Below are 16,570 nucleotides of genomic sequence, written 5' to 3'. Positions count from 1 at the left end.
CAAAATAAAAAGAGCTGAATATACAAGCATGCAATGACAAGCAGTACATTAGGTGTAAAGCAGGTACTAGCCACCTAATGTACTGAATACATAACATTGTCAACGTAAATTAAGCTAACTTGAAGCGATTAATCATCTTCATCATGTTATCAGAAACTTGGCTAAGCTCTTCGCTGGCTGTTGCCATCAAGGTTGACTCATTTGCCAGAGAAGACGAGCCATCGTTCAAGTTTGACACATTTTGATTAATGCCATTAACCGTCATGGTTTGCTGCTCTGTCGCAGCCGAGATCTGCTGGTTCATCCCCTGAATAGCATGTACTTCCTGAGCAATTTCATTTAAAGCTTCACCTGCTGAAGATGAAATTTCTGATGTATTTGATGCTTTTTCAGCGCCTTTGCTCATCACTTCCACAGCCTGCTCAGCACCCGCTTGCAACTTCTCGATGATGGTTTGAATTTCGATGGTTGACTCTTGTGTACGAAGCGACAAAGTACGCACCTCATCGGCAACGACCGCAAAACCACGTCCCGCTTCCCCTGCACGCGCAGCCTCGATAGCAGCATTTAGCGCCAACAGGTTAGTCTGCTCAGCAATACCACGGATCACCTCAAGTACAGTATCGACATTGCGACTATCTGACGCCAACTGCGCGATCACCTCGCTGGCCTCGCCGATATCTTGGGCTAACAGTTGTGACTTTTGAATGTTGCATTCAATGATCTCTAAGCTCTGTTCCGTTTGTTTGGCAGCTTTTACGCTAAATTCAGATGCATCTACCGTTCGACCAGAAACTTCCGTCACAGCACTAAGCATCTCATTCATCGCTCCAGCGAGTTCCTCAGTGTCATTTCTTTGTTGATTTAGGTTCATGTCAACACTCGATACTGAGGACGACAGCCGATTAGCCGAGTCAGAAAGCTGTGTGCCCGCAGCGCTGACACTGAGCATAATATCTTGAATCGAGCCGACAAAGCGGTTGAAGTACTGAGCCAAATCAATCAACTCTTTACTCCCTTCCTCTTTTAGACGCTGTGTTAAATCCCCTTCCCCACTAGCAAGGTCTCGCATCGCAGACACCGTGTTCTTAATAGGCTTGGTTATACTTCTGATAAAGTAAATGACTAAGGTAGATAATACCGCCAGAACCATCACCACATTCATAAGCGATATCATCTGAGATTGCGCAATATCTTCCTCCAACGCGGTAATATTGATACCTGTACCAATCATCCAGTCCCAAGGGTGAAAATAGTCAGCATAGCTCGTTTTAGGGGTAAGCTCTGTGGCATCCGGAGAGGTTTTCCACAAATATTCTACAAATCCACCACCACTTTTACCGGTAGCGTAAAGCTCTTCAACAAACAGTTTTCCGTTTCCATCTTTCAGCGGCAAGATATTGGTTCCCAACAAATGCTTTAACCCTGATGCCAGCTGTATCCCATTTTTATCGGAGACAAAAATATAGTTTCCATTATCAAATCGCATGGCCGAGATCGCCTCGAGCGCCAGACGTTTTGCCTCTTCTTCTGTCAAAGCACCGCTGGCACTTTGCTCATAGTAAAAGTTAATCACCCCCAGTGCACTTTCAATAATGAGCTGCACACCATACTCATAATTGGCACGCATATGTTTGTTGGTATTGTGTGCATCTAGTAAAGAATTCGCGAATAACCCTACCGCAAACAACACCACAATCATCCATGCGCGCGCACTAATAGGTGCATTATGAATTGAAAAGTTCATAGAGCCTCCTTGCTACTCATGCGGATCAGTCACTTTTTGAGATGAAAAGCAGGATTCGTGACTGGTATAAAGGCGACGTAATGCGTCTCGACATGTGTCTTCGTCCTTGCCATTTTTTTCAACGTGTTGGATCACTTCTTGAAATTGCTGCATCAACTGCTGTGAGTGTGCCTCTGACTGCTGGCAAACCCCCTTTTGCTCCTGTGTTTTACGATGCGACAGCTTTTTTCCCTGTGCCCGTTTGAATACACTCTCCATAACTCCCCCTGGCGTTACCTGTACATATCCTCACGTCGTAATGTAATTTTGACGCGTGCGTACAGTCCTTGTTAAATGTTAAATTGATAAACGTTCACTCTGTTTAGCGCGCAATCCGGTAAGTAGACTTTGTTGTTTTTGACGTGAAGGAGATAAGGTAACCATAACTGCCCTTTCTCTCTATCAGCACCAAAGCCACTGAACGACTCCTTATACTCGCCCGCGCAGGTGAATACTTTGATTGCTCGATTCACAAGATCAGAAACAAACAAATAGCCATTTTCATGATCAATACTCGTAGGTAATAAAAAGTTGCCATTGTCAGTACCGTATCCTTCTTCTCCAAAGCTACGTACCCACTGACCATCTTGGTCATAGACTTCAATGCGGTTGTTATTTTGATCGGTGATAAAACAAGTTCCCCGAGCATCTACAGTAATATCTGAAGGCGTATGAAACTCGCCATGCTCTGAACCCAGACGGCCAAATGTATGGACTAAGAAAGGACCACCAGCATCAGACAGACGCCAACGACAAATGCGATTATTCCCTGAATCCGCAATTAAAATATCGTTATTGGTTGGGTCAACGGCAATCCCTTGAGGCTTGTTAAGTTGCTCGTCCCCAGTTCCTAGCCCTCCAAAAACGGTGTAAGGCACCATTTCACCCAATGTGTCGTTGTATTGTAAAACAGTAACAATCCCACTTAGATAGTTGCTTACGACCAGTAAAGGGACTTCGGGGTCAAGTTGACCTGGTAGAGGTTGTTTTGGCGTCAAAGACGCTATCCCCAATGACCCCGGTAACATTGGCAAGCTGATAGGCCTTGCAGAGTCACTTTTACCATCTTCTGTCGCCTGTAGTTGATAATTGCCGGAGTCCATCATCCATAGTAGGTCTTCAGGGTCGTCAAACTTATCATTTAAAAAGATACGTACCATGGTCTGTTGCCATCTTTGCACCCACTCAGTTTGCGCTGACAATGCAATGCTCAGCCAAGAGGGAAGTCCTGGGGGTTGCATAACCTTTAAAAGCTGATCTTGAAGCGCGAGCTGATGTTCAACCCAATGCTCAAAAATAGGCGCATTACTCGAATAGCCGGACTGGGTACTGGTCACATCCCCCACGACTGACGTCACAAAGTGGAGCTGTCCGGGGTTATCTCGCTCATCGCCAACAGCTTTTAATACCCTAGTCGCTCGCGACTTGCCCCCTTTGAGCGTAGATAAATTCACTGTATGTTTTTGTAATGACGCTAAGAATGGCTCTGTGATAAGCATGGTGTTGGCCTCCGTCGCTTGTGTCACCTGCACTGGCGCGAAGAAACCTTCTAAACTTCCCATAAAGTGGCCGTTTAAGTCATAAACGGAAATCGCGTTTGGTTCTCCTCCTGGGATCAGCATACGATTTTGAATAACAGACACACCACGAGATAAGGCTAGTCCGTCGACATAGCATTTACCCGACGCACTGAAAGTCACCCCTTTTCCTTGCCAATCACAGCGCACTACGGTCGCAAACCCTGTATTAGCAATATAAATATGGCCATTTTTATCCACGCTCAGTCCTTGAGGCCAAAGCAGGTGAACGGGCTCTTTGCCATTTTCCGGTTCAATTTCTTCAATGGCCCTTTCAAATTTGCCATCTTCGCTGAATATCACCAATCTAGATTGGCTATTTGGCCCTTCATAAAACTCATCAGCCACACACACTTTGCCGTCATGCACAACAATGCCATTGGGGCCTTTTAATGCGACCTCAGGTTCATTACCGAATGCTGTTATTGGCTTAATATCTAAATGTTCGGTGTATTCCAGTATATGTACTCTGCAATTTCCAATATCGGTGACATATACCCACTGCTGTTCTGGATGAGCCAGCAACCTAAAAGGCATATTAAATTGACCGGACCCCGAGCCCACAGTGCCAAAGCTTGCAAGTATCTGCTCTAGATCTGAGTCAAACACCAAAATGCGATTATGTGCCGTATCAGCCAACCAAATGCGACCGAATTTGTCTACGCAGCTTCCAACTGGCGTGCTAAGAGAAAGGTGCCCGTTTGACGAACACGGTAATTGTGGCAACTGGTCAACAGTCGTACCAATATAACTGTGGTATGAGATCCCCATAGTACCTAGCCTGTAAAAGAGTCCATTTAGTCAAGCTTCTGCCAATACAACGGACAGATCCTTGGCGGTGTAACTAATAATCATTTCATTAGTGCTGTTTCATACAAAAAAGTAGCAGGAAGAAAACTACCCGCCAGTACGGAATAATGAAAAACACGCATTTATTAAAAAATTCACATTTGCGTCATTACAATAAAGCGCAAGCAGGCACGCAGTTATCCAGTATTTACAGGGCTTGCAAGAGAGTTTGTAGAATATATGACAGCGACGGAGCAGTGCGATTGTTCGGTACAATGCAAAGTTTAATTATTAGCATTCTTCAGGTTGATAGACGGGCGTGATTGTGAACTGCCTTTTTTTTGATATTTTACCGCTATTACAGCGGCACGGTTCATTCAATACACGGCGTGTTTGATCAAAATAGGGTTGTAAATTCGACCTCATTTTTGCCAGACAAGCGTATAACTCACTCCGCTATTGCGGCTTTCGATACGTAAGGTCAGCAAATAAAAAGCGGGTAATGAGTTTGAAAGACACACCCTTTTTGAAGGCGGTAAGTTCACCTTCATCACAGATGCACAAGAAAGATTAGTATCGTTAAGTACCAGCGTAAAAGAGCGTAGTGAAGTGGACGCGCTGTTTTATGGTCAGGCGTGTATAAGCTGAATAATCAACTTTAATTTAATCATGCCGTTATATAAACAATCGTCAGCCGAAACCGGACTTGTCTTGCATGCTCGTTATGTAACACGTCAGTGTTTAACTAAATCAAACAAGTTAAGAGTGCATTCAGTATAAATTGAGACACTCACTCTCATCGTTTGTTGATTCCATCTGTGGCTATTTTCAAGTAAGCTGCCCCATTCCATATAAACCCAAGCGAGGAAAGTGCGTTGGATAAAAGAATTGAACCTGAATTACCCAGTATTACGCCAGACTTAGATCAGGTTGAAACCTATAAACAGTCCCTCAACCCATCTAACAATCCCCCTTCCTCATCAGGTGAGGGCCCTGAACAACACGCTACGCCAGCGAAAAAAGCAGGCGTGATGAGCTGGTTAGGTGCACTTTCAATTATTGCATTGGCTGCGGGATCATATGGACTTTATCAACAAAACCTAACCACACAGGCGCAATTGCTCGAATCATCAAAACGCATTGCACAGCTCGAACGCGCGCTTTCTGCAACTGGCGAAGAAATGGGCGAGTCGGCTGGCGCGATACAGGCAAAGTTAGCGGCTTTAAGTGAACGTACTGATGAACTTTGGTCACAAATGGATAAACTGTGGGCCTCCGCTTGGCGCAGAAATCAGTCTGAAATCAAAAAGCTAAAAGAGCAAACAAGTGCTCTTGCCAAAAGCCAAACCGATCAAGCCAACACTCAGTCGGGCGTAGCAACAAAAGTGGCAACACTATCTCAAAGTCAAACTGATTTAGCTTTTAAACTGTCTCTTCTAGAAGAGCAACAGCAAGCTGCCCAAGCGCTAAAAAGCCAGCTGACTTCAATCAATACCGACTTAGATCAATTGAAATCTCAATCTCGTGGTAGGGATGCTAAACAAGTAGAGATCGGCGGTACGCTCGCGCAACTTGAAATGACACAAAATGCGCTAGCTGAGCAGTTGGAACGTTTAGAAACACGATTGGCAGCTGCCGCTAAGACGCAGCAAGCCGTCAACTAGAAATCAATGGGGTCAGAGTCAATGATTCTCAGCGCTTCAAGGCGCTAAATCAACTTGCATAACCCCATTAATTAATTACTCATCGTCATCCATACGCGCCTGTCGATGAGCCGCTTTAGCCAAAATTTCAACGTAAAATGAGGTCAAATTTTCTTGTTGGGTCTGGTCAATCAGCTTATTAATTTGTGATACATGAACTGGTTGCGCTTCCGCTTCGGTGTTACCAAACTTACAGTCAAAATCCCAAAAATCCGCCCCTGCGGGTAAAGTCTTATTGCGCTCGCGTTTTAGGTATTTTTTAATTTCATACTTAACCGCATCAACACGCCTTGCTAATTTGATTTTTGGGTGAGTTAACTCAAATGTTTTTTTCATAGTTGCCTTCAAAACAAGGAATACTCAAGCCTATCATTGGCTGACTGAGTAAAAGATGTGTATCTATCAAGTGCGAGCTTCGAACTCACAGAGATATAGGAATTTAACTTGCTTAGTTTACGCCAAAATGGGGCTATCAGCATCAACAAAGGTGAGAAAAATACACCATCAGCCGATGAATATATGATATTGGCTGCCATATTGAACCTTTGCTAAACAGCGGTTTTAGGCAGTGATAATAGGCAAACATCAAAGGAGTCGAATCAACGACTCTGACCCCTTTGATTTGTAGGGTTAAAGCGCTTTTTTCTTGGTGACCTTTTGCTTGTGGCCTAGAATACGAATAGACCAACTCTCAAATGTGCCTGGCTCTGAGTTGTTTTCTACTCGCTGATCTTGGCCACCATGCACGATATCGTAGAAACCAAATAGTAAGGATTCACTGCTCATATCAGTGATGTGTAGCTTCCAATCACCAGTTCCCGCATTGGCTTTTTCATCCCAAAATTTATAACTAAGCATCAGATGATCATTATAACCATCAGCACTTCCCGGTGCTTGCTCCGGTATATCTAAGTGCTGCCCAATTAAGTTATTAAAAGGCGACATAAGAATACTGCGTGTACCGCTTGGAGATTCGAGCTCCACTTTTAAGTCTGACATACGGGCATGTTTGGCATTTAGACGGATCTGTACACCTTCAATAAACAAATCATCTTCAACATGAATGGTTGCCGTTGTTGTCCGAGTCGTATCATCATGTATCGTCGCATTTATAGGCGTATTCAGACCATACCAAGGCGTTTTCACCAGCTCTGATGGTAAGTCTTCAATCGCATAGCGTCGAACCAACTCGGTTGCTTTATCCACATCAAGTAAGCCAAAGCCATAGTATGGAGAAAACGTGTGGCCCGCTGCATTGGTCGACCAGCCTTCAAGCCCAATTATACCGTTAACTTTGATATCTGCACGTGTAGGGTCTACCTTCGTGGCCGTGCGCGCTAGTAAATGCCGGATATCGCGTGGTGTAAGATCGTGCTTCTGCTGTGCAGCTGCAGATAAGAGTAACGCGATTGCACCCGAAGTATTCGGTGCAGCCGAAGAAGTGCCACTCATACGTACGGTAAAGTCATCATGCTGGCTACAATCAACATTGGGGTCTACATTATCAACCACCCACGTGCATGATATTCGAGTTGTAGCATGTCCAGGAGTCCCTCTGTCATTACCTCCTGGCGCTGTGAGAAAGACATTACTACCAACCGTTGAATAATTAGATAATACCCCATCGGCGCTGAGTGCACTGACGGTCAGATTCCAAAAATTAGCGGGCGTGTAGCGCGAATTACCGTTAGCCCAAGGCAGTCCATGATTGTTTCCAAATGGCAAGCTAAAGCCTAAAAATTCAACGCCCTGATCGGTGAAATAATGAATACGAGAGTCCCGATAAGAGTTACCCGCGGCTTGTACATAGACCGCGGTACGAGGATCAAGCTCAGTCGACAACGTAACTGCTTCATAGACTTTTTCCTGCTCAGGCTGACTAAACAACAAAACATCCTCGTTTTGTGCATCTTTAATGGTTTTCGAAAAAGTGTAAGGCAGACTGACTGCGGGGTTCATACCATAGCTTTTGTTAAAAATACGGATCTTGTCTGCGGTTGAGTTATCTGCGTGGTTGCCGTCAAACCCATGGCTCACTTTCCACTGCTCATGGCGCTCAAAGGTTCCACCAAAATTGGTAAATGACGTCACTTTGGCAAGCGGTGCAACCCCTCTAACGCCGATATTGTTCTGTGCGGCAGCAATGATCCCAGCAACCATAGTGCCGTGATTATCAAATGATGAAGGAGGTTGTGCATCTATCTGGGGGTCTTTAAGCGTATTGGCATTTAAATCACCATGGCTCATATCAACCCCCGTATCAATTACCGCAACTAACACATCCTGACCTTTATGGCCCCAGAGATGTGTTTGCCAGAGGTTTAAATCAATACCCGATTGCGTATTACTTAAAACACCAGAATTGAGCAAATTCCACTGCAACTCCAGCATTGGGTCGCCATTGGGATCTAGCCAGCGGTGTTCATAGTCTCTGTCTGTTGTAGCCGCAGCACTAACACAAAGCAGCGCAGAAATGAGACCTGCGAGATGTCTTTTTTTAATATTCATATACCAAGTTCCTTTTATGGGCTCAAAACTATTACTAACAGACTAGTTTTTGAACTGTCAATAAAAAGAGGTTGGCGTATTTCTTATTTTAATTAATATATCCATATCCCACCCATTTACTTATATAAATCATGAATATAACTTCAAATGAAAAATATTAATTCAAAGCAATCTATAAGAATGGTGAACTCGAGCTAAAGAAGGAAAAGGGAGTGTCCGTTCCCTTTATTAATAAAACAATCGACACTACACATATTGATAATTAAAAAATTAAACTCTATTGCCAATAAAACTCAATAAATGGAAATGGCAAATTAATAGCTTGAATGTGATAGAATGCATTTTTCCTCTGCTTTTCATAATGATACTCACGCAACTTTTTTGTAGTAACGAAAAAATTATTCCTTACACCACTTAAAAACAAATCGCTGTGTATTTTTATGATTTTGGTAATATCTAGGTGATAATAATCGCCCTTAACTTCAGAGCTATTTTGTAATGAATTGGCATAGAGATGATAATCAAATAAATGCTCTTGCTTACGTCGTTTTTCATCGCCATAGGTTACCATCGTATTTCTAGTCACCATTAAAATTAAATGGTTATTTACTAGTTCGGTGCTATTTTTCTCTAAAACATCTCTTTTTACCTTAAGAACCACCTGACTGCCTTCAAGCAATAAAACCAACTCCGTTTTATTAGATAATGTATTACTTGTTAGTTTGTAGTCTGTACCATCAACCGTAAGACCAAAGTTTGTACTGGCGTAAACAGACTGAAGTATAGGGTCGTTAGCAAGTAAACTCTTTAGCGAATTATCTTCACTCTCTAACTCGTTTGTAATAAATCTATTTTTTTCCAATGAGATCTCATTCTTTTTAAAACTATTAATTTTGTTTTGATACTTATATTGTGCAGCGTAACTTTCAATGTAACCCTTATCATAAGGGGGGTAACGCTCTAAATCTGCTTTATACAATTCTTTTTGCAGCTTGCACGTGTAACTTTTTGTCATCTGAGTTTGCTCTCTTACAAACACACAACCTTGATTGCAGTAAGGCAAGTACGAGCAAGTAAAACATTCCTCATCAGCTGGTAAGCTATTTTCAATGGACTCTATTGTTTGCCATCCATTATTTAAAATATCCAATACTGAATCTTGAAATAAATTTCCGTAATAAAATTTTTTTGATGACTGCCCTCTAGGACACGCATAAACATCACCATTATTTTGTAAAAGAAAAAATTTATCACCACAATTTACTGCACTACAGCAAAATTCCGGTGTAAACTCTTTAAACCAATGCTGCTTTAGACCCTCTTCTAGCTCTGTTCCTTCGAACTCTTCATATAGTTTTTTATAAAATAATACTTGTTGATCTTGCGTGAGCATTTCCGTGCCAATGATCCCACCACCAAACTTGTCTTTGTTTTTGTGACTATCAAAGGAGAACATGATATTAAACTTAGTCATGTCTAGACCAATACCATAGTGGATATACTTTATGTCATCGATAAAGTCATCCAATTGGTGAAAGTGCTCTTGCGTTACCACACAAGAAATCTTCTTATGATGAGGATAGGTCGCTAACAACTTAAGGTTTTTTGTTATTTTCTCTAAAGTTGACCTACCTCTTTTATCTGTCCTGTACTTTTCGTGCAGTTTTAATGGTAAATCAACACTGCCGCTTATAGAAACTTTATACCTTTCAAAAACATCATATAGCTTGTCAAAATTAAATAAATTCGTCTTTATATGAACAGGATTCAAAGGGTAGCCTGCCGCTTTAATCTTATCACCGTATTTAAGGTAGTATTCATATGAATAATCTAACAAATTTACTAATATCTCTTTAGGTATGGATGTCGCTTCTCCGCCGTGAAAAGATAAGTTAAAAGGTATAATTCCTTCTGCTAAAAAGCCACTGACAGCTGTATCTAGAGTCGATACAACTTTATTTAATGTCGACTTCTCATCAGTACCTGTTCCAAGGTAGCAATATTTACACCCCATATTACAAAAGTTTGTGGGGGCGTATAACAGATGAATGAAACGTGATGGTTCGATATTTTTCATTATATTTAAAACAACTTCTTTATTGACAACTTCTGTAAATAAAAAATAAGAAATAAAAACAGGGCTAAAACAAGAAAAGAACTACTATAGGCCCATTCAACAATAAAAAAGTAGAAGGCACTGATAGAAACAATACTCATAGACAAATATATTCGATTTTTTAGCAATCTATAAACTGAAGCCGTGGGGCCGTTGTACAAAAAACAAGGTTGCTTATCACTATTGGAACCAATGATAGTGATGACATTGCTACTGATACTATCTACTTTTCCCCAAACAGCCACGTTTGCGTCAACTGGCAAGCTATATTCATGCACTTTATACATTTTATACTTTTCTTTGGCTAACTTTGCCGTGGTTTCATTCGGAGGAGCCCTTTTTCTCTTTACTCTTTTCTCAAGGTTAAGCATTAAAGAAGACTTCTGAGAGAAATCTACATGCACTAGCATGTCTGACTGACGAACCATTAACGGAGGCATGACTGATTCTTTTACTTCTAGGAGCGGGGTGTGTTCTTGCATTCCTGTATCGGGCTTTTTTCGCTTCGTTTCGAATGAAGCCCATACGTAGCTTTTCCAATAAACACAATCTAAGTTAAAGAAGGGGGATTCTATCGTAGGCATTTTTACAACACCTTGAACTTTCACATAGTCTCCTATGTTTAGCTCATCCGTTATTGATTTTGCTCTATAAAAATAGAGTATTTTATTTAAGAGTTTAAATGTATAGAAAAAGTTAACAGCAATGATTGAACTACAAGAAATTAGCGCTACGATATAAAACCAATTATGCTCCATAACCCCCCTTAAAATCATCCATTATTATTACCATTATTATTGTTGTTATTATTATTGTTATTATTACTCGACATCTCAAACTCGACATCAAAAATTGATTTAGAAGATGCACCTGTAAAATAAGACTTTTCAATTTTTGAAACTTTTGAACCATCAAATGAGATTGAGTGTTCCACTTCTACGGGGGTGCAAGAATAAGTTTCCACAATGTCGCTACCATAATAAAAATAAATTATTGAACGCTTATAGATAACATGCTTTTGAGGGTCTTCACCTTTGAAAAACTGGTATAATTTTGAATAAATTTCATCCTTCTTTTCCCCAATGGAAAGTTGAGATATAAAAAAATCTATTTTAGTATCTAACGCTTGCATCTGACTCGACTTCCTCAGCTTCCTATATCTCTTATGCTAAAGATACCAGATTTAAAATAGGAACACTAAGCAGAATTAATTACTCCAATGTAGAAATTCTATATTCTTTAGCATTGCTTGATACCTTTAATATTGTGCTTTTATAAGATTTAGCACTCTGTAATCCTTTTGACTGAACTCAGCCATTACTCATTACGTTCCACATTCGCTGCACATTTCAATGCTGGAATATCTGCATATCTAGTAGTGAGGTATTTATCTGTAAGCCCCTCTATTGCGTATTTTTAAAGAAGAACACTGAGTAAAAGAATGAATATACCCTCTTCAGAGCCACAGTTAGTTCACCCTTTGGGTCAGCACATTATTGTCGATATATTCGATGCTTCAAACTTAGTAGGTGAGAAGCGCATAGAAGACATGATGATTGAGTGTGCCCATGCTGCAAACGCCACAATTTTAAAAACTCATATACACCCCTTTGAAACAAACGGTGGGGTTTCGGGCATGATTATTCTGGCTGAGAGCCATATTTCAATTCACACGTGGCCGGAGTTCAGTTTCGCCGCCATGGACATTTTCATGTGTGGTGATGCACAACCAGAGCTGTGCCTACCTGTAATCGAACACTACTTCCAACCGGGAAATATGGTCGTTAATACCCTCACAAGAGGCGGCACGGTCACTGGCTTTGGAGAGTTCCAACCTCTTTTACACAACAAGTTACAAGCAACCCTCAAAACTGCATAACAAAACGGAGTACTAACGCAAATGACTAATATAAAATGGCATTATGAACAAATGACAAGTGGCGTTCACATTGCACTTCGTTCAGAAAAAGACTTAGTCGAGGTGGAAACCGAATTTCAAGACGTGAGTATTTTTGAAACTCGCCACCTTGGCAAAGTCATGCGCATCGATGATGGCATTCAGGTCACCACAAAAGGCGAACATATCTATCATGAGATGATGGCACACGTTCCCATTTTATTTCACGGTAATATTAAAAATGTGCTGATTGTTGGCGGTGGCGACGGTGGCAGCGCCCGTGAGGTGTTAAAGCATAGCAGTGTTGAAAACGTGGTCATGGTGGACATTGATGAGCAAATAATTCAATTGAGCCGCAAGTATTTGCCAGAAATCAATAATGGGGCATTTGATGATCCAAGGTTTGTATTACGTATCGGAGACGGTGCCGACATTATCTCCCAATACCATGACTGTTTTGATCTCATCATCTTAGATGCAGCCGATCCAGATGGCGGTGCATCAGAAACACTTTTCACCCAATCTTTTTTTGGAAACTGCTTAAAGGCACTTAAAGCCCATGGCATTTTGGTCGCACAGGGCGGCACCCCTTATTTTGAACCTTACATGATGCAATCTATGGTCTCTCGTTTGACTCAAGCATTCAATAATCCTGCCGGCATTTATATGGGTGGTTGCTACGACTACTTTGGCGGTTCACATGCATTTATTTGGGCAACAAGAGCGGGTAACATCAATACTCTCTCGCTTGAAGAGCTTGAATCACGTTTTACCAAAGCAGATATTCAAACTAAGTACTACTCACCTGAGGCGCATTTTGGTGCCTTCTTCTTGTCAAAAGACATGCGAGACTATGTGAACCAAGCCGTCAATTGTGAAAATGTGGATGAGTTATCCATGCCAGAAGCCGGTGATTGGGACGACTATACACCAGAAACATCGAATGAAAGTGAAGGCGAAGACTAGTTAGTCATCTAACTTGCCATAAACACACATTAACATTGAAGAAAAAGCCACTGATACGAGGAATCCACATCCTAATCAGTGGCTTATTTATACTGAACTCTGGCTCTCTTATCCGAATCAGGCCCATACATCCAGATGTGATATAAAGCGATGAAATCATTATTTAAACTCTTTGAAAGAATAGGTCACAAAGACACTTTTGACAGTCAATTAAAAGCGGCTCAACACAACTTGCCTTTTATTCGTCAGTGCGCAAAGGAGTTTTCAGGTTGGGTAGCTGTCGCCTTTACGGTCGCTTTACTCGGCGGCATGTTACAGATCGTAACCTTCGACTTTTTAGGAGAGTTAGTCGACTGGTTGGATACCGCACACAATCGTACGCTACTGAATAATAAAGGCTATGATCTGGCGCTCGTCGCGATTGCCATTGCCGTTGTTATTCCCACAATAACCCTCATTAAAAACCTCGTTTTTCATCAACTGTTGGGACCAAACCTACAAAAAAATACCATCATAAAATTATATCGAACACTGATTGCCTCGCCGGCCATTTACCACGAAGAAGATGACCCTGGCGCTACTGCAATTGTGATTGTAGACACGTCAGAAGCCATCATTGATGTGGTATTGCAGTTTTGTGGCTTTGCTGGTTTCTTGCTGGCATTTATGGGCGCGCTGCTGTTTTATGTTGGTAACATTGACGGCTGGCTGATGACTCCTTTCCTTGTGTGGACAGGTATATTTTTGACGTTACTAATATTTCAGTGGATACCCAAAGCCAAAACAACGAATCGACTTGAAGCAGAGAGCTGTGCAGAGATCACAGGCAAGTTTACTGAACGCTTCGCACGCATTCGTACGGTTAAGATGCTATCGAATAAAACATATGAACAAAAATTCGCAGAAAAGTGGGCGACTCGACACCGCAGAGTCGTCGCTAAAGAATATCGTGTATTCTCAAATTTTGCGTCTGTGGTTGGATTACTCAACGGCATTTTAATCGTTGGTACAGGCGCGTTATGTTTGCAGCTTTGGCAGCAAAACAGCATTTCTATCGGTGAGTTTTCCATGGTGTTAGCCTTAGTGTACCGAGTCATATCGCTGTCAGAATGGTGTCAAGATGAGTTTGATGCGTTTTTTGTTTCTTGGGGTCAAGTGACTGTCGGTAGGGAGTTAATCAATGAGTTTCTTGAAGACGTCGAGCCTATTGAAGAAGAAGGCAACTTTAATGTAACTAGGGGGAAAATTACCTTTAAAAATGTTGAGTTTGCCTATGAAAACAAAGCGCTGCTTTTTACCGATTTATCGCTAAAAATCAAAGCAGGCGAAAAGGTCGGGATCATAGGCCCTTCTGGCGCAGGCAAGTCTTCACTACTCAATATGCTCTCTGGTATTGATGAAATTGAAGAGGGTGCAATTTATATTGATGGCAAAAATATCGAAGACTTCACTACCGACAGTGTATGTAGCGAGATCAGTTTCCTGAATCAAGATATTGGCCTTTTCAATCAAAGCATTTTTGAGAATGTCTCATTCGGATTAAATAACACCAGTCGGGAAGCGGTGAAACAAGCGCTTGAAAAAGCCAATGCTTTAGAGTTTGTAGAAAGCTACAAAGACGCCCGAGGTCGCCAAGGCTTATGCGCGTTTATTGGTGAAAATGGCGGGCAATTATCTGGTGGCCAGCGTCAGCGCTTAGCACTCGCCAGAGCACTATTAAGAGATAAAAATATACTTTTACTAGACGAAGCAACAAGCGCTCTAGATCCTGCTTTAAAAGCCAACTTTATTGCCACCCTCAAAACACTTATGAAGGGAAAAACCGTTATTTCTATCGCCCACTCATATGATGTACTTACCATGATGGATCGCATTATTGAGATTAAGGATGGCAAAATCGTTAGAGATGGCAAGCCTGCCGACATACTACAAAATCAATGGGGTCAGAGTCATTGATCACTAAATTGTTTCTTATAAGCCTCTGACTTTCTGTCTCCACCTCGAGGCACTGGTGTGGCTCTTCTCCCCGTCAAGGCCTCAACGTGCTGTTTAAAATGTTCACTTCCTAGTACCCACATCTTGTTAGTAGCACTCTGTATATCTGCCAACGTTTTTGCGGGTATTTCTCTTTTAAATAATGCGCGATAGCACGCGTGTCTGGCTTGTTCAGATAATCCAAGCGTCTTGAATAATGCATGCTCTGTAATTAACTCAATTTGTTTACCCAGTGCATTGTGATGATAGCTTGTCCAAATATATTCCGCCGGATGGGACACCATGTTGGCACGTACAGGGTTTAGCTCGATGTAGCGGCTGACTAATAAAAAATAGCGTTCGGTATCTACCAAAGTTGACTTATAACGCCCTTCCCAAAGCGTACCAGTTCTTTGATAAGCATGATTGAAATAGCGTACATAATAACGCCCTAAAGACTGCATAAGCTTACTGACTCCATTGGCGGTAGTTGGTGTAAGCAGTAAATGCACATGATTTGTCATCAAAACATAGGCATGCACGTGCACATCATACTCTTGTGCATATTGTTTTAACTTATCTAAATAAACAGCATAATCAGTATTTTCAATAAAAGTCACTTGCCTATTGTTGCCACGCTGAACCACATGTTGGGGAATATTGGGTAAGTTTAGTCTGGGGAGTCTCGCCATAGTATCACTAATCCTTTAGTATTTAGACTGTTAACTATAGCTGAGTTTTTAAAATTGGGATCAACGACTCTGACCCCATTGATATTTACGTGCGGTACAATACTTTAATGATATGCCAGCCAAATTTGGTTTTAACCAATTGCGGGGTGAGCACTTCGCAAGAAAAGCACACTTTATCAAATTGAGGGACCATAGTGCCGCGCCTAAATTCACCTAAGTCTCCCCCTTTTTTACCAGATGGACAGGTTGAATATTTCTTTGCCAAGGTCTGAAATTTGGCCCCTTTTTTTAATTGTTGAAGAATATCTTGTGCTTGCTCTTTATGCTTCACCAATATGTGTAAGGCATGTGCTGTACTGGCCATATTACCTGCTCTCACGGTCTAACTTTTTCATAAACAATAGCGACCATAATACACCAATATATTGCGAATGAAGAGCATAATGGCTGGAAACCTCGCGAGCAAGTGGTGAGAAGTTGAGCAGGCCAGATCTTAGCAATGAATTAATGGAGGCAGGATCAAAGAGGTCAAATGACGCTGACCGCTTTGATTTTGATGTTA

General features: G+C 41.6%; 14 protein-coding genes. 4 read left to right on the top strand and 10 right to left on the bottom strand.

Translation table 11 applies throughout. The features are described 5' to 3' along the window. Positions 1-109: 109 nt before the first annotated feature. From A7985_RS13630 to A7985_RS13620, 3 genes are all read right to left on the bottom strand, one after another. The gene (locus A7985_RS13630; protein ID WP_065791014.1) at positions 110-1,747 is read right to left on the bottom strand and encodes a methyl-accepting chemotaxis protein; all 1,638 of its coding nucleotides are present in this window, start codon (positions 1,745-1,747) and stop codon (positions 110-112) included. Between the two features lie 12 nt (positions 1,748-1,759). Continuing rightward, positions 1,760-2,005, bottom strand: coding sequence for a hypothetical protein (locus A7985_RS13625; RefSeq protein ID WP_065791013.1), 246 nt, complete (start codon positions 2,003-2,005; stop codon positions 1,760-1,762). Positions 2,006-2,076: 71 nt separating this feature from the next. After that, positions 2,077-4,134, bottom strand: coding sequence for a beta-propeller fold lactonase family protein (locus A7985_RS13620; protein ID WP_065791012.1), 2,058 nt, complete (start codon positions 4,132-4,134; stop codon positions 2,077-2,079). Positions 4,135-5,027: 893 nt separating this feature from the next. Here A7985_RS13620 and A7985_RS13615 point away from each other — a divergent pair. Then, on the top strand, positions 5,028-5,816 hold the full coding sequence (locus tag A7985_RS13615) for a hypothetical protein (RefSeq protein WP_065791011.1): 789 nt from the start codon (positions 5,028-5,030) through the stop codon (positions 5,814-5,816). Between the two features lie 75 nt (positions 5,817-5,891). Here A7985_RS13615 and A7985_RS13610 read toward each other — a convergent pair whose 3' ends face one another. The 5 genes from A7985_RS13610 to A7985_RS13590 all read right to left on the bottom strand — a co-directional run bounded on the left by A7985_RS13610 (position 5,892) and on the right by A7985_RS13590 (position 11,611). Further along, on the bottom strand, positions 5,892-6,191 hold the full coding sequence (locus A7985_RS13610; RefSeq protein ID WP_065791010.1) for a DUF6172 family protein: 300 nt from the start codon (positions 6,189-6,191) through the stop codon (positions 5,892-5,894). Between the two features lie 294 nt (positions 6,192-6,485). Continuing rightward, positions 6,486-8,363: a S8 family serine peptidase gene (locus tag A7985_RS13605; protein WP_065791009.1), complete on the bottom strand. Its 1,878-nt coding sequence runs from the start codon at positions 8,361-8,363 to the stop codon at positions 6,486-6,488. 277 nt (positions 8,364-8,640) lie between these two features. Then, positions 8,641-10,440 carry a radical SAM protein gene (locus A7985_RS13600; RefSeq protein WP_081310571.1) on the bottom strand — a complete coding sequence of 600 codons (1,800 nt, stop codon included), beginning with the start codon at positions 10,438-10,440 and terminating at the stop codon, positions 8,641-8,643. A gap of 5 nt (positions 10,441-10,445) precedes the next feature. Next, entirely contained in the window at positions 10,446-11,237 is a 792-nt protein-coding gene (locus A7985_RS13595) for a hypothetical protein (protein ID WP_141685367.1), read from the bottom strand. 14 nt (positions 11,238-11,251) lie between these two features. Further along, the gene (locus A7985_RS13590; RefSeq protein WP_065791007.1) at positions 11,252-11,611 is read right to left on the bottom strand and encodes a hypothetical protein; all 360 of its coding nucleotides are present in this window, start codon (positions 11,609-11,611) and stop codon (positions 11,252-11,254) included. A gap of 309 nt (positions 11,612-11,920) precedes the next feature. Between A7985_RS13590 and speD the strand changes: the two genes are divergently transcribed. From speD to A7985_RS13575, 3 genes are all read left to right on the top strand, one after another. Beyond that, a complete protein-coding gene (gene speD, locus A7985_RS13585) occupies positions 11,921-12,358 on the top strand; it encodes an adenosylmethionine decarboxylase (protein ID WP_065791006.1) in 438 nt (145 codons plus the stop codon). Positions 12,359-12,379: 21 nt separating this feature from the next. Then, positions 12,380-13,342 (top strand): polyamine aminopropyltransferase, encoded by a 963-nt coding sequence (speE, locus tag A7985_RS13580; RefSeq protein ID WP_065791005.1) that lies wholly within the window; start codon positions 12,380-12,382, stop codon positions 13,340-13,342. Positions 13,343-13,492: 150 nt separating this feature from the next. Further along, a complete protein-coding gene (locus tag A7985_RS13575; protein ID WP_065791004.1) occupies positions 13,493-15,298 on the top strand; it encodes an ABC transporter ATP-binding protein in 1,806 nt (601 codons plus the stop codon). On the opposite strand, the gene A7985_RS13570 is transcribed toward A7985_RS13575, so the two are convergent. After that, positions 15,292-16,008, bottom strand: coding sequence for a transposase (locus A7985_RS13570; protein WP_065791003.1), 717 nt, complete (start codon positions 16,006-16,008; stop codon positions 15,292-15,294). The genes A7985_RS13575 and A7985_RS13570 overlap by 7 nt on opposite strands. A gap of 85 nt (positions 16,009-16,093) precedes the next feature. After that, positions 16,094-16,372 (bottom strand): peptidylprolyl isomerase PpiC, encoded by a 279-nt coding sequence (gene ppiC, locus A7985_RS13565; RefSeq protein ID WP_065791002.1) that lies wholly within the window; start codon positions 16,370-16,372, stop codon positions 16,094-16,096. Positions 16,373-16,570: the final 198 nt, after the last annotated feature.

Source organism: Pseudoalteromonas luteoviolacea (genome assembly GCF_001696455.1).
In the GTDB taxonomy this organism is placed as follows: Bacteria; Pseudomonadota; Gammaproteobacteria; order Enterobacterales; family Alteromonadaceae; genus Pseudoalteromonas; species Pseudoalteromonas luteoviolacea_C.
The sequence above is the reverse complement of the archived record's forward strand: the minus strand, read 5'-3'. Positions and strand labels throughout refer to the sequence as shown.